Consider the following 24,131-nt stretch of genomic DNA (forward strand, 5'->3'; position numbering starts at 1 on the left):
GCGTCGCATGAATCTTTCCCTTTCCTCGTGGCAGTTCTGGGCGCTGTTGTCGGCGGTCTTCGCCGCGCTCACCGCTATTTTCGCGAAGGTCGGCGTCGCGAACGTCAATTCAGATTTCGCGACCCTGATCCGCACCGCCGTCATCCTGCTGGTGATCGCCGCGATCGTCATGGCGACCGGGCAGGCCCAGCCGCTCGGCTCCATATCGGGCAGGACCTATATGTTCCTCGTGCTATCGGGGCTTGCCACCGGTGCATCATGGCTGTGCTACTTCCGCGCCCTGAAGCTCGGGCAGGCGGCGCAGGTCGCGCCTATAGACAAGCTGAGCGTGGTGCTGGTGGCCGTGTTCGGCGTGATTTTCCTCGGCGAGCGCCTGTCTGCCGCGAACTGGATGGGGGTCACCCTCATCGCGGCTGGCGCGGTGCTGGTGGCATGGCGCTGAAGATCGGCGCGCCCGGATTTTGCAAAGGCCAGTGATCCGTGCCACAGGATCGACATGGAAAAACACGCCACCGAACAGCACAAACGCTCCTTTCTGATCGGGCAAGCCGAATTTTCGGCCCGGCCGCTGGAGCCGGCGCTGTATCTGGTGGCGACGCCGATCGGCAATCTGGCCGACATCACCATCCGCGCGCTGGAAACGCTGGCGGCCGCCGATGTGCTGGCCTGCGAGGACACGCGCGTCTCGCGCGTGTTGCTGGAGCGCTACGGCATCCGCCGCCGAACCACCGCCTATCATGAGCACAACGCCGCTGACGCCGGGCCACGGCTGATCGCGGCGGTGGAGGAGGGCAGGAGCGTCGCGCTGATCTCCGACGCCGGCACGCCGCTGGTTTCCGATCCCGGCTACCGGCTGGTGGGAGAGGCGCTTGAACGGGGCTTGCGCGTCGTGCCCGTACCCGGCCCTTCGGCGCCGCTCGCGGCGTTGACCATCTCCGGCCTGCCTTCGGACGCCTTCCTGTTCGCGGGCTTTTTGCCGGTCAGGACGGGCCAGCGCCGCAGCCGGCTGGAACAATGGCAGGCGGTGCCGGCCACGCTGGTCTTCTTCGAATCCCCACGCCGCCTGGCCGAGACGCTGGTCGTGATGGCTGAAGTGCTGGGCGGCGCGCGCAAGGCTGCGGTGTGCCGCGAACTGACCAAAACCTTCGAGGAGGCGCGTCACGGCAGCTTGCAGGAACTGGCCGCGCACTATGCGTCCGCCGACACGCCGAAGGGAGAGGTCGTCATCTGCGTCGGCCCGCCGGCGGATGAAGATGCGGCTCCCGCCGACATCGATGCGCTGCTCATTGGCCTCGCAGCCGAGATGCCGGCTTCCAAAGCTGCGGCGGAAGCGGCGCGCATGACCGGGCAGCCCAAGCAGGACCTCTACCGCAAGCTGCTTGCGCTGAAGCAGGACGCCAGTGGCTGACGCCGCGGCCCGCCGCCGCAAGGCCTATCTTCGCGGCCATCGCAGCGAATGGCTGGCGGCTGTGGCGCTGATGGCGAAGGGTTTTCGCATCCTGGAGCGCCGCTACCGAACCCGGCTTGGCGAAATCGACCTGATCGCGCGACGCGGCGATCTGGTGCTGATCGTGGAGGTCAAGGCGCGGCGCTCGCTGGTCGAGGCGATGGAGGCCATCGCGCGCCAGTCCGAACGTCGCATCGAGGCCGCCGCCGACATCTGGCTGTCGCGCCAGCCGGATTACGGGCGGCTCTCCGTGCGCTTCGACATGGTGGCCGTGCTCCCCTGGCGCTGGCCGGTGCATGTGGAGAGCGTGTTCTACGGGCGGTAGCCTGATTTCACCGCAGAATGCGGAAATCCGCCGGCACGTCCTGCACGCCGGGCGGCAACAGTTCCACATCGCTGACCGCCGCGCCACCGGGACCTCGGCGAAGGCGTTCCAGCATCTCCGCGACCGCCCCGTCCGGCCCGTCGAGCAGCGCCCGGACCGAGCCGTCGGGCTCGTTGCGCACCCAGCCGGCAAGTCCCAGTTGCAAGGCCTCGCCTTGCGTCCAGTAACGGAAGCCGACGCCCTGCACGCGGCCTTTGACGCGCACCATCACCGTGCGGCCACTCATCGGCGGCTCACCCACATCGGCAGGCCGCCCTGGGGCTGCGTGGTCAGTTTCTGCACCGGCCACGGACGGGTTTCGGGGACAGTCTCGAAGCGGAAGCGCGACAGCATGACGGCCAGCGCGATGATCGCCTCCTGCATGGCGAAGCCGGCTCCGATGCATACCCGCGGCCCGGCTCCGAAAGGCAGATACTGGTAGCGGTCGATGCGGTCGCGGTTTTGCGGGTGAAAGCGCTCCGGCATGAACGCGTCCGGGGCTTCCCACAGCTTCCGGTGGCGATGGACCGTCCATGGCATCACCAGCACCTGTGCGCCCTTGCGAAGTTCGAGGCCCTTGTAGTGGTCCGTTTCGACCGGCTCGCGGTTGATGGAGGGCGCCGGCGGATAAAGCCGCAGCGCCTCCTCGAAGGCGGCGCGGGTCAGCGGCATGGCGTCCAGCCATTTCACCGGATCGGGCTCGCGCGCCAGCACGGTGTCGATCTCCAGCTCGATCCTTTCGCGCTCCCATGGCGCTTCGGCGAGGCAATAGAGCGCCCAGCCGAGAGCACGCGCGGTTGTTTCGTGGCCGGCCCCGATGAAGGTGATGATGTTGTCCTCGATCTCGGCGCGGGTCAGCCCGTCCGGGCCTTCGGCGCGCAGCAGCAGCGTGAGGAAGTCGTTCGGAACATCGTTGCCGGCGCGATCCATCCGCGCGCGGCGCATCGCCATGGTGTCGGCCACGATCTGACGGAAATAGGCCATGGTGCGGCGGCCCCGGATGCGGGTGATGCGCGGCAGCCAGTCCGGCGCGCGCAGCAGGTCGAGCGGGTCGACCCGGCCCATCGTCTCGAACAGATGATCGATCTGTCTGGCGAAGCTGCCTGGTTCACCCGCGATTTCGCCGGAGAACAGCGTCTCCGCGAGAATTTCGTAGGTCAGCATCGTCATGTCGTGGGCGATGTCGAAAGCGCCGCCCTGCTCGTAGCGTTCCACGAACGCGTTCGTACAGGTGAGCATGGGCGCGGCGAAACCGGATATGTGGCGCGGCGTGAACACCGGAGCCATGGCTTTGCGCGATCGTTTCCACACGGCCCCTTCGGCCGTCAGCAATCCGTCGCGCAGGATCGGCCGCAGCACTTTCTGGCGCACCGTGGCCATCTTGTAGTTCTTCGCGTTGTCGACCAGCACATGGCGGATGAGGCCGGGATCGTTGGCGATCACCAGCGGCCCGCCAATGCCGCTGATTGAAATCCAGGGTTCGTTGTAGGAAGGCTCGCCCCACAGTTCGAGCGGATTGCGGTAGACGATGCGCATCATTTCCAGCGTCGAGGGCGGGCTGGTGCGCGGCTTGGGGGCCGGGGGCACGAAGGGGGCGCGGACTGCTTCCGTCAGGATGGCCATACCCGATATCTAGGTTCGCGGCGGGCGAGCGTCCATCGCAATTTCCCATTGTGCATGAATCGTGAACGCACCGTCACCCTCCAAAACACGGAACATCGGAAAAATCTTCTCTTGCCGGCCGCACATAAAAGGCCCATCTGCCGGTAGTCACTTTTGGTGACCGACATAACAGGGATTTCCGACATTGACGTATAAGCTCAACATCATCGTAGGCAGCACGCGGCCGGGTCGCGTGGGGCCGATCTTCGCGAAGTGGTTTGCCGATTTCACCCGCCAGCATGGCAAGTTCGAGCCGGTTCTGGTCGACATCGCCGAGTTCAACCTGCCGTTGTTCGATGAACCGAAACATCCGCGCCTCGGCCAGTACGAGAACGCCCACACCAAGCGCTGGTCGCAGACCATCGCCGCGGGCGACGCCTTCGTTTTCGTGACGCCGGAATACAATTACTTCATCCCCGCGCCGCTGGTGAACGCCATCACCTATCTGTCGAGCGAATGGAACTACAAGCCCGCCGGGTTCCTCTCTTATGGCGGCGTCTCCGGCGGTGTCCGCGCCGTGGAATCGGCCAAGCCACTGCTGAATACGGTGAAAATGGTGCCGATTCCGGAGGGCGTGCCTGTGCCGGGTTATCCGCAGTTCCTGGTCGATGGCGAGTTCAAGGCGAACGAACTCGTGACCAACGGCGCAACCACGATGCTGGACGAACTGCATCGCTGGGCGGGTGCGCTAAAGGCGCTTCGCCCCGATGTCGAGGCGGCCGCCGCCTGACCGGTTAGCCGGCGCAGCACTGCCCTTTTTGAGTGGCCCTGCCGGATGATCTCCGGCGGGGCCCTTTTTCAGTGGCAAACTCCTTGGAAATCTTGGAAAAATGGCTCCGAACGCCTATATCTGGCAGATCGGCAGGCGCTCGATTCGGGACGACCTCACGCGCCTGCCACCGCGACAGAGAGACGAAAGTATTTCATGAGCGATACGACCGAGATCCAGGCCGGCGCACAGGCCGAGTACGGTGCCGATTCCATCAAGGTTTTGAAGGGGTTGGACGCCGTGCGCAAGCGGCCGGGCATGTATATCGGCGACACCGACGACGGCTCCGGCCTGCACCACATGGTCTACGAGGTGGTGGATAACGCCATCGACGAGGCGCTGGCCGGCCATGCCGATCTGGTTTCCGTGACGCTCAATGCGGACGGTTCCTGCACTGTCGCCGACAATGGGCGCGGCATTCCCACCGACCTGCACCCTTCGGAGGGGGTTTCGGCCGCCGAAGTGATCATGACCCAACTCCATGCCGGCGGAAAGTTCGACCAGAATTCCTACAAGGTTTCCGGTGGTCTGCATGGCGTGGGCGTGTCGGTGGTCAACGCCCTGTCGGTGTGGCTGAAACTCAGTATCCGCCGCAACGGCAAGGTGCACGAACTGCAGTTCTCGCATGGTGTGGCCGATGCGCCGCTGGCCGTCACCGGCGATTATGTGGTCAACAATCAGCCCGGCACCTATGAGGGCCGCAGCGGCACTTCCGTCACTTTCCTGCCTTCGCCGGACACCTTCAGGGGTGTCACCCAGTTCGACTACGGCACGCTCGAGCATCGCCTGCGCGAACTGGCCTTCCTCAACTCCGGCGTTCACATCGTTCTGACCGACAACCGTCATGCCGATGTGAAGCGACAGGAACTGCATTACGAGGGCGGGCTGGAAGAGTTCGTCAAATATCTCGACCGCGCCAAGAAGCCGCTGATCGACAAGCCTGTCGCCATCCGCAGCGAGCGCGACGGCATCACCGTCGAGGTGGCGATGTGGTGGAACGACAGCTACCACGAGAACGTTCTGTGCTTCACCAACAACATTCCCCAGCGTGATGGCGGCACCCATCTGGCCGGTTTCCGTGGGGCGCTCACGCGCCAGGTGACCGGTTATGCCGACAACGCGGGCATTTCCAAGAAGGAAAAGGTGTCCCTGACCGGCGACGACTGCCGCGAGGGCCTGACCGCGGTGCTTTCAGTGAAGGTGCCGGACCCGAAATTCTCCTCGCAGACCAAGGACAAGCTCGTGTCCTCGGAAGTGCGTCCGGTGGTCGAAAGCCTTGTCAACGAGGCGCTCGGGATCTGGCTGGAGGAACATCCCGCCGAGGCCAGAACGCTGATCGGCAAGGTTGTCGAGGCGGCCGCCGCGCGTGAAGCCGCGCGCAAGGCCCGCGAGCTGACCCGCCGCAAGGGCGTGCTCGACATCACGTCCTTGCCCGGCAAGCTCGCCGACTGTCAGGAACGCGATCCGGCCAAGTCCGAGCTGTTCATCGTCGAGGGCGACTCGGCCGGCGGCTCCGCCAAAGGCGGGCGCGAGCGCAAGAACCAAGCGATCCTGCCATTGCGCGGCAAGATCCTGAATGTCGAGCGCGCGCGCTTCGACCGGATGTTGTCGTCCGACATGATCGGCACGCTGATCACGGCGCTCGGCACCTCCATCGGCAAGGACGAGTTCAACCCGGACAAGCTGCGCTATCACAAGATCATCATCATGACTGACGCCGACGTTGACGGCGCCCACATCCGCACCCTGCTGCTGACTTTCTTCTTCCGGCAGATGCCTGAACTCATCGAGCGCGGCCACCTCTACATCGCCCAGCCGCCGCTCTATAAGGTGACGCGCGGCAAGAGTTCGCAATATCTCAAGGACGAGGCGGCCTTCGAGGATTACCTTATCGGCACCGGGCTGGAAGATGCGTCGCTCGCCCTGGGGTCGGGCGAGGTGCGCACCGGGCAGGATCTGCGTGCGGCGGTGGAGGATGCTCTGGCCGTGCGTCAGCTCCTCAACGGCTTGCACACGCGCTACAGTCATTCGGTGGTGGAGCAGGCGGCGATCGCCGGAGGGCTCAACCCGGCCTCTTTCGACGATCTTGGCCAGGCAAGCGCCATGGCGGAGCGCATCGCCACGCGGCTCGACATGATCTCCGAGGAAACCGAGCGGGGCTGGAAGGGTTCCACCTCGCGCTCCAACGAAGGTCCGGGCGGCTATTTCCTGGAACGCACCGTGCGCGGCGTGCGCGAGATGGTGCATCTCGACATGGGGCTGATCAATTCGGCCGATGCGCGCCAGCTCGATCGTCTCGCCCCGCGTCTCGGCGAGGTTTACAGCCAGCAGCCGGTGCTGCGCCGCAAGGAAGGCAGCCAGACGATTTCCGGCCCGCTGGCGTTGCTCGACGCCGTCTTCGCAATCGGCCGCAGGGGGCTGACCATGCAGCGCTACAAGGGCCTTGGCGAAATGAACGCCGAGCAGCTTTGGGAAACCACGCTGGACCCGAATGCGCGCTCGCTTCTGCAGGTGAAGGTCAACGATGCCTCAGGCGCCGACGAATTGTTCGCGCGCCTGATGGGCGACGAGGTGGAGCCGCGCCGCGAGTTCATTCAGGAGAATGCGCTGAGCGTCGCCAACCTCGACATCTGATCGCCACAAGCATCTGATCGGCCGCGCGGGCAGAAATTTCCTGCGCGGCTTTTTTGTTATCTGAGCTTTGTTCGACTCCGACATCCCGGAACGCCGAAGCAGGCAAGTCCCCACCTTCTTCGGAGAGAAAGGGCGCGCCTGCGCCCGCTTGCTTCGGCGCAAGGAAGAGGTGTGGCCGGAGGAAAGCGGCTACGGCCTCAGAAGCGGCGTCTTGAAATATCTGCTTTCGATCGCCCGGAAAGCGCCATCGGCGACAATGGCGTCGATGGCGGTGTCGATCGCTTCTCCAAGCGCGTCGTTGCCCTTGGCCACGGCGATGCCCATTTCGGTCCCCAGCGCCGGATCGGTTATGTTTGGCCCGATCTGCTCATAGGCCTCCGCGCCGCCGTTCTGCTCCATCCATGGGAACAGGGCGACCGATTCGGCGAACACCGCGTCCAGCCGTCCGTTCCGGAAATCGAGAAACATATCGTCGCTGGACGGGTAGGCGTGGATGGCGATGGCGGCGCCGAAGCGCTCGCGCAGCCAGTGCTCGTGCGTGGTGGACGCCTGCACGCCGATGGCGCGGCCTTCAAGGCTTTCGGGCGTGAATTGCAGACCACTGTCCTTCGGCGCGATCATCAGCCCATAGGAGAAGTAATAGGGTCCGGAAAAGCGCACCTGCTCGTGTCGCTCCGGCGTCATCGTCACCGACGACATCAGCACGTCGAATTTGCCGGCTTGCAGGGCCGGGATCAGCCCGTCCCACTGCACGACAATCCATTCGCAGCGCCGTTGCAGGCGCTTGCACAGCTCTTCACCGAAATCGATGTCGAAGCCATGCACCTTGCCATCGGGACCGACCGCGTTGAATGGCGCATAGGCGCCTTCCACGCCCATCCGCAATGGCGGGTCGTCCGCGCGCGCCGCGCCTCCTGCAATGAGGAGGGCAGTGGCGGCGACAAGCGCGATCTTCATGGTGGCGTCCCGTATGGCTGGGGCGTTGGTCAGTCCTTGGCGCGTTCCACATAGGAGCCGTCCGCGGTCATCACTACGATGCGGGTGCCAACGGTGATGTGCGGCGGCACACCGGTCTTGACGCCATTGGACAGGATCGCCGGCTTATAGGATGACGAGGCGGTCTGTCCCTTGGTGACAGGCTCCGTCTCCACCACCTCGTAGACGGCGCGCTGCGGCAGTTCGAGCGCAATGCCGACGCCTTCATGCACCGACAGCGTCACCGACATGCCTTCCTGCAAATAGGGTGCGCTGTCGCCCACCACGTCCTCGGTCACTGCGATCTGGTCGTAGCTTTCCGGGTTCATGAAGTGGAACCCCTCGCCATCGGCATAGAGGAAGGTGTGTTCGCGGTCCTCGACATGGGCGCGCTCGACCTGCTCGGTGGTGCGGTAGCGCTCGGAGACCTTCACGCCGTCGGAAATGCGACGCATGTCGAGCTGGGTGACGGGCGTGCCCTTGCCGGGATGGATGTTCTCGGCGGAGAGGATCACGTAGAGCTTGCCGTCCTTTTCGACGACGTTGCCTTTACGGAGGGAACTGGCAATTACCTTCACAAGTCTGTTTCCTGAAAATCGTGTTGCGGCCAAACGGCTGTGGCAGCCATAGAGGGCGCTTTACCCTATAAGCGCGCCAATCACCAGCCGGTTCAAAAACAACAGCTCAAAGGCGATCCGAAAAATGACCATAGAAGCCTCGCCCTGGTGGACCCCGCACGTCCATGCGGACCGTCGTCCGCGCCTGCTGCTGCGCAATCGCATCGCCGCCGCGTTGCGTTCATTCTTCGCTGCGCAGGATTTCATCGAGGTGGATGCGGCCGCGTTGCAGATATCGCCGGGTAATGAAACGCATCTGTCGGCCTTCGCCACGGCCGAAATAAAGCCGGACGGCTCCACCCAGCCTTTCTATCTGCACACCTCGCCTGAATTTGCCTGCAAGAAGCTGCTGGCTGCCGGCGAGCGGCGCATTTTTTCGCTGGGCCCCGTCTACCGGAACCGGGAGCGTTCGGCCTTGCACCATCCCGAGTTCACCATGCTCGAGTGGTATCGGGTGGGAGAAACCTACCAAACCCTGATGGCCGATTGCGCGGCGCTGCTGGCGCTGGCGGCCGATCAGGCCGGCGTGCGCACGTTCACCTTCCGCAATCGTGAGGCCGACCCCTATGCCGAGCCGGCGCGCGTCACCGTGGCGGAAGCGTTCGAACGCTATGCCGGGATCGATCTGCTGGCGACGGTGACGGCAGGTGGCGACACGGATCGGGACGCCCTGCACGCGGCGCTGGTTGCTGCTGGTGTCCGCACCGCGCCGGACGACACATGGTCGGACCTTTACAGCCGTATCATGGTGGAATGCGTGGAGCCGCAACTGGGGTTGGGAAGGGCCACGGTGCTGTGCGAATATCCAATAGTCGAGGCGGCCCTGGCCCGTCCCGCGCCGCACGATCCGCGCGTGGCCGAGCGCTTCGAGCTCTATTGCTGCGGAGTGGAACTGGCCAACGGCTTCGGCGAACTGACCGATCCGGTCGAGCAGCGCAAGCGCTTCGAGGCGGACATGGACGAGAAGGAGCGCATCTATGGCGAGCGCTATCCGATCGACGAGGAGCTTCTGGCGGCGCTCGCCATCATGCCGGACGCCAGCGGTGTTGCGCTGGGTTTCGACCGCCTGGTGATGCTGGCGGCGGGGGCGAACCGCATCGAGGACGTGATCTGGACGCCGGTCGCCGGGCGCTGGGGCTGAAACAGCCCGGCCTCAACGAGAACAGCCCGGATTTGCTTCCGGGCCGCTTTCTCGTTCACTCGTGTGAAGCCATCAATGATCCATGGCCTTGACGATTTCCTCGGTCATTTTCTTGGCGTCGCCGAGCAGCATCATGGTTCCGTCCTTGTAGAACAGGGTGTTGTCGATGCCGGCATAGCCGGAGCCGAGCGAGCGCTTGACGAACAGACAGGTACGGGCCTTGTCCACATCGAGGATGGGCATGCCGTAGATGGGCGAGGACTTGTCGTCGCGGGCGGACGGGTTGGTGACGTCGTTGGCGCCGATGACATAGGCGACGTCGGCCTGCGCAAACTCGGAGTTGATGTCCTCCAGCTCGAACACCTCGTCGTAAGGCACGTTGGCCTCGGCGAGCAGCACGTTCATGTGGCCGGGCATGCGGCCGGCGACCGCGTGAATGGCGTATCTGACCTCCACCCCGGCGGCCTTGAGCTTGTCGGCCATCTCGCGCACGGCATGCTGGGCCTGGGCCACCGCCATGCCGTAGCCGGGCACGATGATGACCTTCTGGGCGTTCATCATCAGATAGGCGGCGTCGTCGGCCGAGCCCTGCTTGACGGTGCGCTCGACGCCGTCGTCGGAACTCGCGGAGGCCGTCTCGCCGCCGAAGCCGCCAAGGATGACGGAGATGAAGGAGCGGTTCATGCCCTTGCACATGATGTAGGACAGGATCGCTCCGCTGGAGCCTACCAGCGCGCCGGTGATGATCAGCGCCAGATTGCCGAGCGTGAAGCCGAGCGCCGCCGCCGCCCAACCTGAATAGGAGTTGAGCATCGACACCACGACAGGCATGTCGGCGCCACCGATCGGGATGATCAGCAGCACGCCCAGCACCAGCGACAGCGCTACGATCAGCCAGAACACGGCGGTCGACTGGGTGGCGACCAGCATGACGATCAGCAGCACCAGGGCCAGGCCCAGCGCGATGTTGATGGGATGACGTCCCGGCAGCATGATCGGCTTGCCCGACATGCGGCCATCGAGCTTCAGGAAAGCGATGACCGAGCCGGTGAAGGTGATGGCGCCGATGGCCACGCCCAGGCTCATCTCGACCAGCGCCTGTCCGTGGATGGCCCCGACGAGGCCGATGCCGAAGCTCTCCGGCGCATGCATGGCGGCGGCCGCCACCATGACGGCGGCGAGGCCGACCAGGCTGTGGAAGGCGGCGACCAGTTGCGGCATCGAGGTCATGGCGATGCGTCGCGCGACCACCGCGCCGACGCCGCCGCCGATGGCGAGGCCGACGAGGATCAGCACCAGACCGCCGGCCGAGGGTCTGGCCAGCGCGAGCGTGGTGAGGATGGCGATGCCCATGCCCACCATGCCGTATATATTGCCCTGTCGGCTGGTGGTCGGATGCGACAGGCCCCTCAGGGCCAGGATGAACAGGATGCCGGAAACCAGATAGAGGAAGGAAGCGAGGTTGACCGACACGTCACTTGTCCTTCTTCTTGTACATGGCCAGCATGCGCTGGGTGACGAGGAAGCCGCCGAAGATGTTGACGGCTGCCAGCACCAGCGCCACAAAGCCGAAGCCGGTGGCGAGGCCGGCCGCCGAGATGCCGACCGCCAGCAACGCGCCGACCACGATCACCGAGGAAATGGCGTTGGTCACCGCCATCAGCGGCGTGTGCAGCGCCGGCGTCACCGACCACACCACATAATAGCCGACGAAGATCGCCAGCACGAAAATGGCGAAGCGGAAGATGAAGGGATCGACCGTACCGCCCGACAGCGCGTGCGCGGCGTCGCCCGCCGCGTTGGAGGCGGCCAGATCCTGCACCGCCATGCGCACGGCGGCGCTCGCCTGATCGAGCTGGTCGAGGGCTTTCTGCAGAGTTTCCATCACGCGTTCTCCCTGCCGGTCTTGCTGGAGGATGTGGCCTTCGGCTTCTTCGCGGCTCCGGGCTTTGCAGGCTTGCCTGCGGCCGGCCTGCCTTTCGCCGCTGCGGGCGCGACGGCCTTCTTCGCGGCGGATCGGGCCCCGGTCTTTGCAGGGGTGGTCTTTACAGGGGTGGCTTTTGCAGGGGGCACGGGTGCGGCCTCCTCCACCTTGCCGGCAAAGTTCGGATGCACGATCCTGCCCGCGTCGGTCAGCATAGTGGCCTTCACCAGCTCGTCCTCACGGTTGATGGCGAGCTCTTTCGTCTCCTTGTCGACCATCGTTTCCAGGAAGGCATAGAGATTTCTGGCGTAGAGCAGCGAGGCCGACGCCGCCACGCGGCCCGCCACGTTGAGATGGCCGACGATCTTCACGCCGTTGGCCGTGGTGACGACTTCCCCGGCCACCGCGCCTTCGACATTGCCGCCGCGCTCCACAGCCAGATCGACGATCACCGAGCCGGGCTTCATCGTGGCCACCACATCGGCCGCGATCAGCCGTGGGGCCGGACGGCCGGGAATCAGCGCCGTAGTGATGACGATGTCTTGTTTGGCGATGTGCTCGGCCGTCAGCGCGGCCTGTCTGGCCTGATATTCCTTCGACATTTCCCTGGCGTAGCCGCCCGCCGTCTCGGCCGCCCTGAACTCCTCGTCCTCGACGGCCAGGAACTTGGCGCCCAGCGACTGGACCTGTTCCTTCACGGCGGGGCGCACGTCGGTCGCCGTCACCACGGCCCCCAGACGCCGCGCCGTCGCGATCGCCTGCAGGCCGGCGACGCCGACGCCCATGACGAACACCCGGGCCGCCGGCACCGTGCCGGCCGCCGTCATCATCATCGGCAGCGCCCGGTCATATTCGTAAGTCGCGTCGATCACCGCCTGGTAGCCGGCGAGGTTGGCCTGGCTGGACAAAACGTCCATCACCTGCGCGCGGGTGATGCGCGGCATGAACTCCATGGCGAAGGCCGTCACTCCCGCCCGCGCCATCGCCGCCACGGAGGCCTCGTTGCCGTAGGGGTCCATGGTGGCCAGCACAGCCGCGCCGGCCTTGTAGCCTTTCAGTTCGGCCTCCGTCGGACGCCGCACCTTCAGAACCGCGTCCGCGCGCGCCGCATCCGACGCCTTGCCGATCGTCGCGCCGGCCTGCGCATATTCCGCATCGGCTATGCGCGAGCCAAGACCCGCGCCGGTCTCGACGATCACATCGAAGCCAAGCCCGACAAGACGCTTCACACTGTCGGAAGAAGCTCCAACACGAGCCTCGGAGGCGGCAACCTCCCGGGGAATGAAGATGATCTGTCCCACCGCAGGATCCTTTCGGCTGGATTATTACCTTGCCCGATCCGGTGGCGACCCTCTCGGTGTCGTCCCGAGGGTCGAGGGGACCAGATCGTCAGCGCAGGATGTATGCGCCGACGATGAAGGCAAGCAGGAAGACAATAAAGCCGGAAACGGCTCCACCTGCAAAAAAGCCGAACGCCATGCCGATCAGGATGGCGGCACATGCCAGCGCGCAATATTTCGTCAGCGCTGTGAACAAACTGTAGGTTTTCTCGTGCTCGGCATAGTCCATCTGGGCGCCGAGTTCGACAGGACCCGCGGGCGAATGGTCAGCCATAGGAAGTATCCCTCCGAAATTATCTCAAGGGCACATAGCGAAAACGGGCCCCGAGGGCAATGGTGCTGTTGCCGCACCGACGCGGGCGAAAGCCGGTTTGGACCGCTGGCGCAATCGAATGCTTGCACAAGCGGTTTCCAAGCCGGGGCGACTGTGCGAAACAGCGCCTGAAATATCTTCAGAGAACGGGCATTTCCATGACGCTAGCCAGCTTCCTGGCCTACAGTGCGGCGCTTGGCGTCGCCGCGGCCATTCCCGGCCCCGGCGTCACGGCGCTGGTTGCGCGGGCGCTCGGCTCCGGCTTCCGCTCGTCCTTCGCCATGCTGCTCGGCCTCCTGCTCGGCGATCTGTTCTATCTGACGGCGGCCGTGCTTGGCCTCGCCTTCGTCGCCCAGCAGTTCGGCATGGTTTTCACGGTGATCAAATGGTTCGGCGTGCTTTATCTCGCCTGGCTTGGCTGGCGTTTCTGGCGCGAGGGCATCACTCCGGAGAATATCGAGGCGGGCAGGATGCGGGGCGGGCTTCTGTCGACCTTCCTCGGCGGGCTGACCCTGACCCTCGGCAACCCGAAGACCATGGTGTTCTATCTCGCGGTCACGCCGACGGTCATCGATCTCAACAGCATCACCGCATATGACTACGTGGTTCTCGCGGCGATCACGGCTGTCGTTCTGACTATAGTTCTGTTGCCCTATCTGGCGCTCGCCTCGCGGGCGCGCGGGTTCCTGTCTTCGCCACGGGCGCTGAAGGTGCTCAACCGCACGGCCGGAACCTTCATGGTGGGGGCTGCGGCGGCCATTGCCGCCCGTCACTAAAACATGTCGCCCGCAAGCGGAAACCGGTTTCGGGATCACGAAATGCGCAAAAACAAAGACTTAAAGCGTGGTGCGTGAATCCGGAAGATCGCGATGCGCTTCAGATGGCTGCATGCTGGAGGCCTGGAAACGACGTGCTAATCTGAGACGAAAATGTGGAATAAATTTTCCTGATTGCGGTCTCTGAAGCAATAAAACCCCTCGGATATTGGCCTCGCGCACCCTATCTCTTGCGGTGACATCGAATGCGCAGAAATCCTGCGCCAGAAATCCCGTGAAAGCGAGTTCCATGACCAAGGCAGAAACCTTTCCGAAAGCTCCAGGCCGCGGCCGCATCTACGATTCCATCACTGAAACCGTCGGCAATACGCCGCTGGTGCGTCTCGATCGTTTCGCGGCGGAAAAGGGCATCGTCGCCAGGCTGGTCGCGAAGCTGGAATTTTTCAATCCCATCGCCTCGGTCAAGGACCGGATCGGCGTCGCCATGATCGAGGCGCTGGAAGCTGAGGGCAGGATCGCGCCCGGCAAGACCACGCTGATTGAGCCGACCTCCGGCAACACGGGCATCGCGCTTGCGTTCACTGCCGCCGCCAAGGGCTATCGCCTGATCCTGACCATGCCGGAAACCATGTCGATCGAGCGCCGCAAGATGCTGAGCCTGCTCGGCGCCGAACTGGTGCTGACCGAAGGCGCCAAAGGCATGAAGGGAGCGATCGCCAAGGCTGACGAACTGGCCGCTTCAATTCCCGACTCCATCATTCCCCAGCAGTTCGAGAACCCGGCCAACCCCGAAATTCATCGCAACAGCACGGCCGAGGAAATCTGGAACGACACCCAGGGCGAGGTCGATATCCTTGTCGCCGGCATCGGCACGGGCGGCACCATCACCGGCGTCGGTCAGGTGCTGAAGAGCCGGAAGCCGTCGGTTCAGGTGGTGGCGGTCGAGCCTGATGCTTCGCCGGTGCTCTCGGGCGGTGCGCCGGGGCCGCACAAGATTCAGGGCATCGGCGCCGGTTTCGCGCCCAAGGTTCTTGACACAGCCGTCTACGACGAGATCGCGACGGTTTCCAATGAAGACGCCGTCGCCAACGCCCGTCTGGTGGCGCGGCTGGAAGGCGTGCCGGTCGGCATTTCGTCCGGAGCGGCCCTTCAGGCGGCGGCGGTGGTCGGTTCACGCCCGGAAAATGCCGGCAAGACGCTGGTCGTCATCATCCCGTCCTTTGCCGAGCGCTACCTTTCGACGGTGCTTTTCGAAGGCCTCGGCGGCTGAAGCCGGCAGGATTTCGGGGATAAGGCAATCCGGGCAAAACCGTTACGCGGTTTGCGTCCGGAATTGCCTTGGCAAAAGAGCGGCGGACCTTATGGTCCGCCGCTCTTTTTGTGCTTAAGAAGGCAGATCAGCGCCGGCGCAGATCTGCCGGGCGCGGGCCATGATAGGTGGTGATGCGGGCGGCGCGTCCGGCCATGTCAACGCCTTTGCAGGTGGCGCTGCCGGTAACCCTGCTCATATGCATGGATGGACTGCTCACATCTTGCCGGTGCTGCGGCGCAGCGTGGCGGGGCCCGGTCCGCGCATGTAATGGCGTTCGGGATTATAGCTGGGAGCGATGAGCTGGCGCAGGGCCGCGGCGAGGCGGCGCAGAAGGTTCAGGATCGTCATGTCGCGTCGTCCGGTTAACTCATGTCCCCCAATGCGCGCACCATAACCTTGCAGGCATGAATAAGCGGTGAACGCAATCTTAACTTTTCCCGTAAAACGCGTTGCTTCATGACCGGATTGCGGCTCATTCACGGCCTTTTCGCGCCATGTCGATGAAGCGCCGCCACTGTGCCTTTTGCGCCACATGATGGCGGACGGGGGAACGATCCATCTTCTCCTTCGTTGTCTGAATTCGAAGCCGCAAAACCGGGAACATGCCATGGCGCCGCGTCCGGCCTGGAAAGGCTATCTCAAGCTTTCGCTCGTCACATGCGCGGTGGAACTGACCAATGTGGTCACGCATTCCGAGCGTGTCTCGTTTCGGGTGCTCAACCGCAAGACCGGCAATACGGTCAGGCGCGTCTATGTGGATGCCGGCACCGGCAAGCCGGTGCCGGATGAAGATGAGATAAAGGGCTACGAGGTCGATGACGGGGCTTTCGTCCACATAGAGGAGGCCGAGATCGATGCGGTGCGTGTCGAATCCTCGAACATGATGAGCCTCGACGGTTTCATCGACAAATCGTCCATCCAACAGATCTATCTCGACACACCTTACTATCTCTCGCCGGCCGACAAGGTTTCGCAGGACGCCTTCGCGGTGATCCGGGACGCCATGACGGCGCGCAAGAAGGCGGGTCTTGCCCGTATCGTGCTTTACCGGCGTGAACGTCCGGTGGTGATCGAGCCGCTCGGCGAGGGCATGGTGCTGACCACGCTGCGCTACGACAGCACGGTGCGCCAGCCCGACAGCGTGTTCAACGAAATCAAGCCCGTGAAGACCGACAAGGAGATGATCGAGCTGGCCGAGCACATCATCGACAAGAAGGCGACCCGCTTCGATCCCTCGACCTTCGACGACAAGTATGAGGAAGCGTTGCTGGAACTGATCCGCGCCAAGAAGGCGGGCCGCAAGGCTCCCAAGGCCAGGGCGGCGAGCAAGCCGTCCAATGTGGTCAACCTGTTCGAGGCGCTGAAGGAGAGCCTCGCCGCCGATAATGGCGACGATGCGAAACCGGCCAAAAGCCCGAAATCCTCCAGGGGCAAGCCTGCGGCAAAGAAGGCCGCGGCATCCTCCAGGCGCAAATCGGCCTAGGCGGTCATGGCCGATCTGAAGCAGTATCAGGCCAAACGCGATTTCACGAAAACGGCCGAGCCTGCCGGCAAGATGACGCGCGGCAGGCGAGCCGCGTCCGAAGCAGGCGGCATCTTCGTCATCCACAAGCACGCGGCCCGCCGCCTCCACTATGACCTTCGGCTGGAGCATGACGGCGTGCTGTGGAGCTGGGCGGTGACGCGCGGCCCGAGCCTCGATCCGCACGAGAAGCGGCTTGCGGTCCATGTCGAGGACCATCCGATCGACTATGCGCCGTTCGAGGGCGTCATCCCCAAGAGCGAATATGGCGGCGGCTCGGTCATCGTCTGGGATGAGGGGCGGTGGGTGCCGGACTTCGATCCCGACAAGGGAATGAAGAAAGGCCATCTCGAATTCGAGCTTGAAGGTCACAAGCTCAGGGGCAAATGGCATCTGGTTCGGTTGCGTCCGCGTTCGGGCGAGAAGCGCGACAACTGGCTTCTGATCAAATCCGACGATGCATGCGCCCGCCCCGAGGAAGATATTCTGGAGCAGGAGCCGCGCTCGGTGAAATCCGGCCTGACGGTGGAGGAAATCGGCGCGGGCAAGACGGTCAAGGGCAGGAAGCCGGCGGTCTGGCGCTCTGGCAAGCCCGCCTCCGGTGGGGCCGGCAAAGGGAAACAGACCGGGCCGGCTTTCATCCAGCCGCAGCTTGCGACGCTGCAACGCGAGGCGCCCGGCGGGCCCGACTGGCTGCACGAGGTGAAGTTCGACGGCTATCGCATGCAGGCTGTGATCGCCGGCGTCGGCGTGCGCCTGCTGACCCGCAGCGGCCTCGACTGGACCGAGCGGTTTGGAACGCAAATCGTCTCCGCGCTCGCCGGGTTGAAGTGCAAGGACGTCGTGATCGACGGGGAGGTCGTGGTGCTGGGTGGTGACGGCGTCTCGTCCTTCCCGCTGTTGCAGGCGGACCTTTCCGACGGGCGCACCGAACGCTTCATCTATTTCGCTTTCGACCTGATGCAACTGGACGGTGTGGATCTGCGCAGCGAGCCGTTTGTCGAGCGCAAGGAAGCATTGCGCCAGCTGCTGTCGGGGCAGGGCGATGATTCGCCGCTGCGCTTCAGCGAGCATTTTACCGAACCCGGCGGGGTGATGCTGAAGCATGCCTGCCGCATGGGGCTGGAGGGCGTGGTTTCCAAGCGCGCCGCTGCGCCTTACCGCAGCGGGCGTGGCCTCGACTGGATCAAGTCGAAATGCACGCTCCGGCAGGAATTCGTGATCGGCGGCTATCTGCCTTCGGACAAGACCGGCAGGGGGTTGAAGTCCTTGCTCGTAGGCTATCACGAGGCTGGAAGCCTGAAATATGCGGGTAGGGTGGGCACCGGCTTTTCGGTCAAGGTGGCCGACGATCTCAAGGCGCGTCTGGGCGCGATGAGAACGTCGAGCCGTCCCTTCGACGCCGCCGTTCCCGATTCGCGGGAGGCGGTCTGGGTGGAGCCGGAGCTTGTGGCGGAGGTGGAGTTCCGAAGCTGGACGGCGGACCGCATCCTGCGCCATGCTTCTTTTCAGGGATTGCGGGAGGACAAACCGGCGGAGGAGGTCGTGCAGGAAATGCCGAAATCTGCAAAAAACACCCGGTCCGGCGAGGTGGAAACCACGGTCACGCTCTCGAATCCCGACAAGCTGCTGTGGCCGCAGGAGAAGATCTCCAAGCGCGATCTGCTTGACCACTACGAACTGGTGTGGTCGCGCATGAAGCCGTTTGTGGTGGAGCGTCCGCTGGCGCTGGTGCGCGCGCCTGACGGCGTCGAGGGCCAGCGCTTCTTTCAAAAGCACGCCTCGCCCGGCATGAGCGAGCATATTCTTCGCTCGAAGGATCCCGAGGGTGGCGAGGAAATCCTCTATATCGAGGGTTTTGACGGGCTTGCCGCGCTGGTGCAGATCGGCGTCGTGGAGGTGCATATCTGGGGCGCGAAAGTCGACCGCATCGACGCGCCCGACCAGATCGTCTTCGATCTCGATCCGGATGAAGGCGTCGACGCCGACAGGGTGCGCGACGCGGCGCTCGACATCCGCGCGCGGCTGGACGAACTGGCGCTGCCTTCCTTCGTCAAGACCTCAGGCGGCAAGGGCTATCATGTGGTGACGCCTCTGAAGCCGAAGGCCGGCTGGGACGAAGTGAAGGGGTTCGCGCACGATTTCGCCAGGGCGATGGAGCAGGCCGAACCGGACCGCTTCACCGCTACGCTTTCGAAAAAGGCGCGCAAGGGGCGCATCTTCATCGATTACCTGCGCAACGGTCGGGGTTCGACCACAGTGGCGCCCTATTCGACGCGGGCGAAGAAAGGAGCCACTGTCGCCATGCCCGTGCGGTGGGATGAGCTGGAGGGCGGCGTTGCGCCCAACGCATTCCCGCTCGGCGGCAAGACCACCCTGACGCGCCTCGCCGAAGACGATCCATGGGCGGATTTTTTCGGCAAGGGCAAGGTTCTCAATCGCAAATAGGCTCATTATCGAGCCTCGGAACAATCCAGAACTGGATTGCCCTTTGCCGGCCGATGCTCACGCGCTGCCTATCAGCACGCCGGTTGCGAACACCAGCCCACCGCCCAGAACCACCTGAAACGCCGCGCGCAGGAACGGCGTTTGCATGTAGCGGTTCTGGATGAAGGCGATCGCCCACAATTCGAAGAACACGATGACGATCGCCACCGTCGTCGCCGTCCAGAAATCCGGAATCAGATAGGGCAGCGCGTGGCCGAGACCGCCAAGCGCCGTCATGATGCCGGAAGCGAAGCCGCGCCGCACAGGCGATCCCCGCCCCGAAAGCTTGCCGTCGTCCGATGCGGCCTCGGTAAAGCCCATGGAGATGCCCGCGCCGAGCGAGGCGGCGAGGCCGACGAGGAATGTCTGCCATGTGTCGTGTGTGGCGAAGGCGGCGGCGAAGATGGGAGCGAGCGTCGAGACGGAGCCGTCCATGAGCCCGGCAAGCCCCGGCTGCACATAGGTAAGGATGAACTGCCGCCGTTCCGCCGCCGCTTCCTCGTTGCGGGCTTCGCCGCAAAGGTGCTGCTGTTCCAGCTTTCCGGCCAGCTTCTCGTGCTGCTGTTCGGCTGCGGCGAGGTCGCCGAGCAGCTTGCGCGTCAAGGCGTCGGAGGTACGCTTCGCCGCCTCTGTATAAAAGGCGTGGGCCTGGCGCTCCATCAGCGCCGCCTGGGCGCGCACCTTGTCGACGCCGAGGGGACGCACCAGCCAGTCGGGCCTGCGTTCATAATAACCGGACACATGCTCGCGCCGGATCAGCGGGATGCGCTCGCCGAAGCGCTTGCGGTGCATGTCGATGAGGGCGGCGCGGTGAGCGTCTTCCTCGGCCGCCATCTCCTCGAATATCTTTGCCGAGTGCGGAAAGTTGTCGGCCAGCCCATCGGCATAAGAGCGGTAGATGCGCGCGTCGTCTTCCTCGCAGGAGATGGCGAGCGCAAGAATTTCCTGTTCGGAAAGCGAGTCGAAGGGGCGGCGGCCGAAGTCGAAAACACGGGAAAGCATGACGGTTTCCATCTAGTTTAGAATAATTCTAAACTAGATTCGGGCCAGGGCGGTGTCAACGTTTTTGCCGTCTGTCTTCATGTCGCAGGGGCGCTGAAAAAGGGGGAGCTCGGCGGGGCCGCTCTCAGTCCAGCGTTCGGCGGAAGCGCAGCAGCGCGAAGCTGGAAAAGACCACGATGAAGCCCAGCAGCCACAGGATTTCACCGGCCACGGCGGAGAAATCCGCGCCCTTCAGCATCACCGCGCGCACGATGCGCAGGAAGTGGGTGAGCGGAAAAATCTCGCCCAGCCACTGTGCCCACACGGGCATGCCCCGGAACGGGAACATGAAGCCGGAAAGCAGGATAGACGGCAGGAAAAAGAAGAAGGTGAGCTGCATCGCCTGCATCTGCGTGCGCGCGACGGTCGAGATCGTGTAGCCGAGCAGCACCAGCCCCAGCACGAAAATGATGATGGAGGACAACAGAAGCGGCAGCCCGCCGATGAAGGGGATGTGGAAGAGCAGCTTGGCGGCGATCAGCACCACCACAACCTGCACCGCGCCGACGCCCGCATAGGGCAGAACCTTGCCCAGCATGATCTCCAGCGGGCTCGACGGCATGGCGAGCAGGTTCTCCATGGTGCCGCGCTCGGTCTCGCGCGTCAGCGCGATGGAGGTCATCATCACCATGGTCATCTGCAAAATGACGCCGAGCAGGCCGGGCACGATGTTGTACTGGGAAACGCCTTCCGGATTGTAGCGCCGGTGCACGACCACATCGAGCCTGCTGCGCGCATCTTCGGCCGCTACCGATTGAAGGCCCTGCGCCCTGAGCAGGGCCTGGCCGGCGATGGTGCCGAGCGTGGAAATCGCGCCGCTTGCGACCGAGGGATCGGTCGCATCCGCCTCGATCAGGATTTGCGGCCGGTCGCCACGCTCCACACGGCGGCCGAAATCGGCCGGGATGGTGACGAGGAAGGCGATGTCGCCGCTGGCCATCAGGGCGTCGGCCTCGCCCGCGGTGGTGGCGATATGATCAAACCGGTAATAATTGGTGTTCTCCAGCGCCGTCACCATGGCGCGCGTATATTGGTCGCTGCTCATCGCCAGAAGCGCCGCCGGCAGGCTTTTGGGATCGTTGTTGATGGCGAAGCCGAACAGCACCAGAAGCATCAGCGGCACGCCGAGCATCATGGCGAACGTCACCCGGTCGCGGCGCATCTGGATGAATTCCTTGATGAGCAGCGCGTTCAGCCGGGCGGGAGAGAAGATGCCGCTCATGCCATATTGTCCTTCGAGCCGGCCATGAACTGGATGAACACGTCTTCGAGGCTGGTTTCGCCGGGCGTCACCGTCACGCCCGGCTGCGCCTTTTCCATTTCGGCCAGCGTGGCGGAGAGAGCGGATTGGTCGGAACCGACGACATGCAGCGTCGCGCCGAAGGGTGCGACCTGCTCGACTCCCGGTTTTCCGGCAAGGGCTGCGGCAATCCTGTCGAGCCTCTCGCCCTGCACGACAAAGGTGGTGAGTCCGGCGTTTCTCACCACCTCGTCCACCGTGCCGGTGGCCAGCATGCGACCGTAGGAGATGTAGCTGATGCGATGGCAGCGCTCGGCCTCGTCCATGTAGTGGGTGGAAACCAGCACGGTGAGGCCGCCGCTGGCCAGTAGATGGATTTCGTCCCAGAATTCGCGCCGCGCCTTGGGATCGACGCCGGCGGTCGGTTCATCGAGCAGCAGAAGCTTCGGCTTGTGCATGATGCAGGCCGCCAGCGCCAGCCGCTGCTTCCAGCCGCCGGACAGCGTGCCGGCAAGCTGGTTGCGCCGCGAGGTCAGGCCGAGGTCGGCGAGCGTGTCGGCGACATGGGCCTCCACCGGCCTGAGGCGGTAAAGCCGCGCCACGAATTCGAGGTTCTCGGCGATGGTCAGGTCCTCGTAGAATGAGAACCGCTGCGTCATGTAGCCGACCTCGCGCTTGATTTTGAGGCCTTCGCTGCGCAGGTTGAAACCCAGCACCGTGCCTTCGCCCTCGTCCGGCGTCAGCAGGCCGCACATGATGCGGATCGTCGTGGTCTTGCCGGAACCGTTGGGGCCGAGGAACCCGACAATCTCGCCTTGCGCCACCGTCATGTCGACATGGTCCACGACCGTCTTGTCGCCGAAGCGCTTGACCAGTCCGCGGACCTCGATCGCATTCATCGGGCTTGCCCTTCGGCCAGCGTCACGTCCACGATCTGGCCGGGTTTCAGCATGGTGGCGTCGCCTTCCGGGCGCGCCTCGACCAGATAGACAAGCTTCTGCCGGTTCTCGATCGAATAGATCACCGGAGGCGTAAATTCAGGCTCGGTGGACACGTAGCTCACCCGCGCCTTGAGATCGGGCGCGCAGCCGTCGCAATGCACGGCGAGTTCCGAGCCGACCTTGATAGTGGCGAAAGCTTCCTGCGGAATGAAGACGGTGAGCTTGACCGCGCCTTCCGGCAGGATCGAGATCACCGGGGCCGTCGGGCCGGCTGTATCGCCCGGATTGCGAATGACATCGGTGACGCGGCCGGGCGAGGGAGCGGCCAGCGATCGTTTGGAGAGCCGCCACCGCGCCTGCTCCAGCGCCGCTTGCGCCTGCTCCACCGCGCCGCGCGCGGCCTCGATCTCCTCGGGGCGCGCTGGCAAAGCGCCCACGGCCAGATTGGCCTCGCTCTGGCCGATGGCGGCGTCGGCCACCTCCACGGCGGTCGTCGCCTCGTCGAGTTGCGCCTGCGTGGCGATGCCGCGCCGATTCAGGTCGCGGGTTCGTTCCAGAACGCGCTGCGCCTCATTGGCCTGCGCGCGGGCGGAGCGCACGGTCGCCTCCAGCACCGCGATCTCCTGCGGCCGCTTGCCGACCTGGAGGTTGGCGAGTTGCGCTTTTGCCTGCGCCAACGCCGCTTCGGCCTGCGCGACCGCGATCTCGGCATCAGCGCTTTCCAGCCGCACCAGCGTGACGCCCGGGCTTACCATGTCGCCGCGCCGCACGGCCACGTCCTGAACCTGCGCCACCTCGATAGGGGCGAGCAGCACATAGTCGCCCTCGACATAGCCGACGGCGAGCGTGGCGGGTGCGGCGCAGGCGGAAAACAGCGTTGCTGCAAGAGGGAGAGAGCAGAGAAGGCTCATGCGTCGCTCGCCTTTCTTGAGGACAGGATGGCGACGAGATTGTCGCGAACCACGTCGAGCACCCGGGCGGCCTCGGCCGTGCCGAACGTGTCCCAGCCCATGCGCCGCAACACCACTTCGGAACCGATCCGGAAATAGAGCACCTGCCCGAGAAGCGTAAAAATGGTGAGCCGCGTCCTCTCGCTGCCGGCGGGCTCGCCCGTGGCCTGCTCCCAGATGAGGCAGAGCCGCTTGTGGACAGGCTCGAACACGCCCCCGTAGATTCGGTCGAGGGCGGCGGAAGGCTGCGCCATCTCGCGCAGCATGAAGCGCACGATGTCGCCCGCCTCCGGCCGCGCCACGACAAAGGCGATCATGCGCTCCAGCCCCCTGACAAGCTGGGCTTGCGCCGTTTCGGGGTTCACCGGTTCCGTGAAGGACGCTTCAAGCCCGCCAATGGCCTGTTTCGCCAATGCCTGTATTGTCTCGACGATGAAATCCGCGACCGCGATGCGCAAGCCTTCCTTGCCGCCGAAATGATAGGCGATGGAGCCGATATTGGCGTTGGCGCGCGCCGCCACCTCGCGTGTTGAGGTGCCCTCGAAGCCCTGGCTTCCGAACAGCTTCAGCGCGGCGCCCACCAGCGCGGAACGTGTCATTTCCGCCGGCGATATAGAGCGTGAGGTCGGATCTGAAACAGGCGTGCTCATGGCGATAATTTAATCAATCGATTGAT

The 24,131-nt window shown here is 64.3% G+C and carries 24 protein-coding genes; 10 read left to right on the forward strand and 14 right to left on the reverse strand.

Features of this window, described 5'->3' with window-relative positions; genetic code table 11:
- The first annotated feature begins 7 nt into the window (after nucleotides 1-7).
- Genes ABID44_RS04045 through ABID44_RS04055 form a run of 3 tightly spaced genes read left to right on the forward strand, consistent with a single transcriptional unit; the run spans nucleotide 8 to nucleotide 1,772 of the window.
- A complete protein-coding gene (locus ABID44_RS04045; RefSeq protein ID WP_354150396.1) occupies nucleotides 8-442 on the forward strand; it encodes an EamA family transporter in 435 nt (144 codons plus the stop codon).
- Between the two features lie 54 nt (nucleotides 443-496).
- Nucleotides 497-1,408: a 16S rRNA (cytidine(1402)-2'-O)-methyltransferase gene (rsmI, locus tag ABID44_RS04050; RefSeq protein WP_354150397.1), complete on the forward strand. Its 912-nt coding sequence runs from the start codon at nucleotides 497-499 to the stop codon at nucleotides 1,406-1,408.
- On the forward strand, nucleotides 1,401-1,772 hold the full coding sequence (locus tag ABID44_RS04055) for a YraN family protein (protein ID WP_354150398.1): 372 nt from the start codon (nucleotides 1,401-1,403) through the stop codon (nucleotides 1,770-1,772). Before rsmI ends, ABID44_RS04055 begins: the two co-directional genes overlap by 8 nt.
- Before the next feature lie 7 nt (nucleotides 1,773-1,779).
- Here ABID44_RS04055 and ABID44_RS04060 read toward each other — a convergent pair whose 3' ends face one another.
- Together ABID44_RS04060 and ABID44_RS04065 are read right to left on the reverse strand one after the other, a co-directional pair.
- Nucleotides 1,780-2,058 (reverse strand): acylphosphatase, encoded by a 279-nt coding sequence (locus ABID44_RS04060; RefSeq protein ID WP_354150399.1) that lies wholly within the window; start codon nucleotides 2,056-2,058, stop codon nucleotides 1,780-1,782.
- A complete protein-coding gene (locus ABID44_RS04065) occupies nucleotides 2,055-3,434 on the reverse strand; it encodes a cytochrome P450 (RefSeq protein WP_354150400.1) in 1,380 nt (459 codons plus the stop codon). The genes ABID44_RS04060 and ABID44_RS04065 overlap by 4 nt, the downstream gene beginning before the upstream one ends.
- A gap of 184 nt (nucleotides 3,435-3,618) precedes the next feature.
- Here ABID44_RS04065 and ABID44_RS04070 point away from each other — a divergent pair, with 184 nt between their 5' ends.
- Together ABID44_RS04070 and gyrB are read left to right on the forward strand one after the other, a co-directional pair.
- Nucleotides 3,619-4,203 (forward strand): NADPH-dependent FMN reductase, encoded by a 585-nt coding sequence (locus tag ABID44_RS04070; RefSeq protein ID WP_354150401.1) that lies wholly within the window; start codon nucleotides 3,619-3,621, stop codon nucleotides 4,201-4,203.
- A 195-nt stretch (nucleotides 4,204-4,398) separates the two neighbouring features.
- The gene (gene gyrB / locus ABID44_RS04075; RefSeq protein WP_354150402.1) at nucleotides 4,399-6,876 is read left to right on the forward strand and encodes a DNA topoisomerase (ATP-hydrolyzing) subunit B; all 2,478 of its coding nucleotides are present in this window, start codon (nucleotides 4,399-4,401) and stop codon (nucleotides 6,874-6,876) included.
- Between the two features lie 189 nt (nucleotides 6,877-7,065).
- Here gyrB and ABID44_RS04080 read toward each other — a convergent pair whose 3' ends face one another.
- Both ABID44_RS04080 and efp read right to left on the reverse strand, forming a co-directional pair.
- Nucleotides 7,066-7,833, reverse strand: coding sequence for a transporter substrate-binding domain-containing protein (locus ABID44_RS04080; RefSeq protein WP_354150403.1), 768 nt, complete (start codon nucleotides 7,831-7,833; stop codon nucleotides 7,066-7,068).
- Between the two features lie 29 nt (nucleotides 7,834-7,862).
- Nucleotides 7,863-8,429, reverse strand: coding sequence for an elongation factor P (gene efp / locus ABID44_RS04085; RefSeq protein WP_354150404.1), 567 nt, complete (start codon nucleotides 8,427-8,429; stop codon nucleotides 7,863-7,865).
- A 124-nt stretch (nucleotides 8,430-8,553) separates the two neighbouring features.
- Here efp and epmA point away from each other — a divergent pair, with 124 nt between their 5' ends.
- On the forward strand, nucleotides 8,554-9,609 hold the full coding sequence (gene epmA, locus ABID44_RS04090) for an EF-P lysine aminoacylase EpmA (RefSeq protein WP_354150405.1): 1,056 nt from the start codon (nucleotides 8,554-8,556) through the stop codon (nucleotides 9,607-9,609).
- Nucleotides 9,610-9,681: 72 nt separating this feature from the next.
- Here epmA and ABID44_RS04095 read toward each other — a convergent pair whose 3' ends face one another.
- From ABID44_RS04095 to ABID44_RS04110, 4 genes are all read right to left on the reverse strand, one after another.
- Nucleotides 9,682-11,082 carry an NAD(P)(+) transhydrogenase (Re/Si-specific) subunit beta gene (locus ABID44_RS04095; RefSeq protein WP_354150406.1) on the reverse strand — a complete coding sequence of 467 codons (1,401 nt, stop codon included), beginning with the start codon at nucleotides 11,080-11,082 and terminating at the stop codon, nucleotides 9,682-9,684.
- Nucleotide 11,083: 1 nt separating this feature from the next.
- Nucleotides 11,084-11,494 (reverse strand): NAD(P) transhydrogenase subunit alpha part 2, encoded by a 411-nt coding sequence (locus tag ABID44_RS04100; RefSeq protein WP_354150407.1) that lies wholly within the window; start codon nucleotides 11,492-11,494, stop codon nucleotides 11,084-11,086.
- The gene (locus ABID44_RS04105; RefSeq protein WP_354150408.1) at nucleotides 11,494-12,834 is read right to left on the reverse strand and encodes a Re/Si-specific NAD(P)(+) transhydrogenase subunit alpha; all 1,341 of its coding nucleotides are present in this window, start codon (nucleotides 12,832-12,834) and stop codon (nucleotides 11,494-11,496) included. Before ABID44_RS04105 ends, ABID44_RS04100 begins: the two co-directional genes overlap by 1 nt.
- 88 nt (nucleotides 12,835-12,922) lie before the next feature.
- Nucleotides 12,923-13,147: an aa3-type cytochrome c oxidase subunit IV gene (locus ABID44_RS04110; protein WP_354150409.1), complete on the reverse strand. Its 225-nt coding sequence runs from the start codon at nucleotides 13,145-13,147 to the stop codon at nucleotides 12,923-12,925.
- Nucleotides 13,148-13,344: 197 nt separating this feature from the next.
- Between ABID44_RS04110 and ABID44_RS04115 the strand changes: the two genes are divergently transcribed.
- Nucleotides 13,345-13,962: a LysE family translocator gene (locus tag ABID44_RS04115; RefSeq protein ID WP_354150410.1), complete on the forward strand. Its 618-nt coding sequence runs from the start codon at nucleotides 13,345-13,347 to the stop codon at nucleotides 13,960-13,962.
- Nucleotides 13,963-14,251: 289 nt separating this feature from the next.
- Nucleotides 14,252-15,232, forward strand: coding sequence for a cysteine synthase A (gene cysK / locus ABID44_RS04120; RefSeq protein ID WP_354150411.1), 981 nt, complete (start codon nucleotides 14,252-14,254; stop codon nucleotides 15,230-15,232).
- A gap of 255 nt (nucleotides 15,233-15,487) precedes the next feature.
- Here cysK and ABID44_RS04125 read toward each other — a convergent pair whose 3' ends face one another.
- A complete protein-coding gene (locus ABID44_RS04125) occupies nucleotides 15,488-15,622 on the reverse strand; it encodes a hypothetical protein (protein ID WP_354150412.1) in 135 nt (44 codons plus the stop codon).
- A 259-nt stretch (nucleotides 15,623-15,881) separates the two neighbouring features.
- Here ABID44_RS04125 and ku point away from each other — a divergent pair, with 259 nt between their 5' ends.
- Both ku and ligD read left to right on the forward strand, forming a co-directional pair.
- Complete coding sequence (gene ku, locus ABID44_RS04130) at nucleotides 15,882-16,757, forward strand: non-homologous end joining protein Ku (protein WP_354150413.1); 876 nt, start codon at nucleotides 15,882-15,884, stop codon at nucleotides 16,755-16,757.
- Between the two features lie 6 nt (nucleotides 16,758-16,763).
- Nucleotides 16,764-19,244, forward strand: a complete 2,481-nt coding sequence (gene ligD / locus ABID44_RS04135) for a DNA ligase D (RefSeq protein ID WP_354150414.1) — start codon at nucleotides 16,764-16,766, stop codon at nucleotides 19,242-19,244.
- A 57-nt stretch (nucleotides 19,245-19,301) separates the two neighbouring features.
- Here ligD and mbfA read toward each other — a convergent pair whose 3' ends face one another.
- The 5 genes from mbfA to ABID44_RS04160 form a co-directional block, all read right to left on the reverse strand.
- Nucleotides 19,302-20,285, reverse strand: coding sequence for an iron exporter MbfA (gene mbfA, locus ABID44_RS04140; protein WP_354150415.1), 984 nt, complete (start codon nucleotides 20,283-20,285; stop codon nucleotides 19,302-19,304).
- 124 nt (nucleotides 20,286-20,409) lie between these two features.
- Nucleotides 20,410-21,546 (reverse strand): ABC transporter permease, encoded by a 1,137-nt coding sequence (locus ABID44_RS04145; RefSeq protein WP_354150416.1) that lies wholly within the window; start codon nucleotides 21,544-21,546, stop codon nucleotides 20,410-20,412.
- Nucleotides 21,543-22,463, reverse strand: coding sequence for an ABC transporter ATP-binding protein (locus tag ABID44_RS04150; protein ID WP_354150417.1), 921 nt, complete (start codon nucleotides 22,461-22,463; stop codon nucleotides 21,543-21,545). The genes ABID44_RS04145 and ABID44_RS04150 overlap by 4 nt, the downstream gene beginning before the upstream one ends.
- Entirely contained in the window at nucleotides 22,460-23,416 is a 957-nt protein-coding gene (locus ABID44_RS04155) for an HlyD family secretion protein (RefSeq protein WP_354150418.1), read from the reverse strand. The genes ABID44_RS04150 and ABID44_RS04155 overlap by 4 nt, the downstream gene beginning before the upstream one ends.
- A complete protein-coding gene (locus tag ABID44_RS04160) occupies nucleotides 23,413-24,054 on the reverse strand; it encodes a CerR family C-terminal domain-containing protein (RefSeq protein WP_354150419.1) in 642 nt (213 codons plus the stop codon). The genes ABID44_RS04155 and ABID44_RS04160 overlap by 4 nt, the downstream gene beginning before the upstream one ends.
- Nucleotides 24,055-24,131 lie beyond the last annotated feature (77 nt).

Origin of the sequence: Aquamicrobium ahrensii (assembly GCF_040545755.1) — a bacterium.
GTDB lineage: Bacteria > Pseudomonadota > Alphaproteobacteria > Rhizobiales > Rhizobiaceae > Mesorhizobium > Mesorhizobium ahrensii.

Coding starts and splice junctions, on each gene's coding strand:
- ABID44_RS04045 (WP_354150396.1), top strand. CDS start 8: ATGAATCTTTCCCTTTCCTCGTGGCAGTTCTGGGCGCTGTTGTCGGCG.
- rsmI (WP_354150397.1), top strand. CDS start 497: ATGGAAAAACACGCCACCGAACAGCACAAACGCTCCTTTCTGATCGGG.
- ABID44_RS04060 (WP_354150399.1), bottom strand. CDS start 2,058: ATGAGTGGCCGCACGGTGATGGTGCGCGTCAAAGGCCGCGTGCAGGGC.
- ABID44_RS04065 (WP_354150400.1), bottom strand. CDS start 3,434: ATGGCCATCCTGACGGAAGCAGTCCGCGCCCCCTTCGTGCCCCCGGCC.
- gyrB (WP_354150402.1), top strand. CDS start 4,399: ATGAGCGATACGACCGAGATCCAGGCCGGCGCACAGGCCGAGTACGGT.
- ABID44_RS04080 (WP_354150403.1), bottom strand. CDS start 7,833: ATGAAGATCGCGCTTGTCGCCGCCACTGCCCTCCTCATTGCAGGAGGC.
- epmA (WP_354150405.1), top strand. CDS start 8,554: ATGACCATAGAAGCCTCGCCCTGGTGGACCCCGCACGTCCATGCGGAC.
- ABID44_RS04100 (WP_354150407.1), bottom strand. CDS start 11,494: ATGGAAACTCTGCAGAAAGCCCTCGACCAGCTCGATCAGGCGAGCGCC.
- ABID44_RS04110 (WP_354150409.1), bottom strand. CDS start 13,147: ATGGCTGACCATTCGCCCGCGGGTCCTGTCGAACTCGGCGCCCAGATG.
- ABID44_RS04115 (WP_354150410.1), top strand. CDS start 13,345: ATGACGCTAGCCAGCTTCCTGGCCTACAGTGCGGCGCTTGGCGTCGCC.
- cysK (WP_354150411.1), top strand. CDS start 14,252: ATGACCAAGGCAGAAACCTTTCCGAAAGCTCCAGGCCGCGGCCGCATC.
- ABID44_RS04125 (WP_354150412.1), bottom strand. CDS start 15,622: ATGACGATCCTGAACCTTCTGCGCCGCCTCGCCGCGGCCCTGCGCCAG.
- ku (WP_354150413.1), top strand. CDS start 15,882: ATGGCGCCGCGTCCGGCCTGGAAAGGCTATCTCAAGCTTTCGCTCGTC.
- ligD (WP_354150414.1), top strand. CDS start 16,764: ATGGCCGATCTGAAGCAGTATCAGGCCAAACGCGATTTCACGAAAACG.
- mbfA (WP_354150415.1), bottom strand. CDS start 20,285: ATGCTTTCCCGTGTTTTCGACTTCGGCCGCCGCCCCTTCGACTCGCTT.
- ABID44_RS04145 (WP_354150416.1), bottom strand. CDS start 21,546: ATGAGCGGCATCTTCTCTCCCGCCCGGCTGAACGCGCTGCTCATCAAG.
- ABID44_RS04150 (WP_354150417.1), bottom strand. CDS start 22,463: ATGAATGCGATCGAGGTCCGCGGACTGGTCAAGCGCTTCGGCGACAAG.
- ABID44_RS04155 (WP_354150418.1), bottom strand. CDS start 23,416: ATGAGCCTTCTCTGCTCTCTCCCTCTTGCAGCAACGCTGTTTTCCGCC.
- ABID44_RS04160 (WP_354150419.1), bottom strand. CDS start 24,054: ATGACACGTTCCGCGCTGGTGGGCGCCGCGCTGAAGCTGTTCGGAAGC.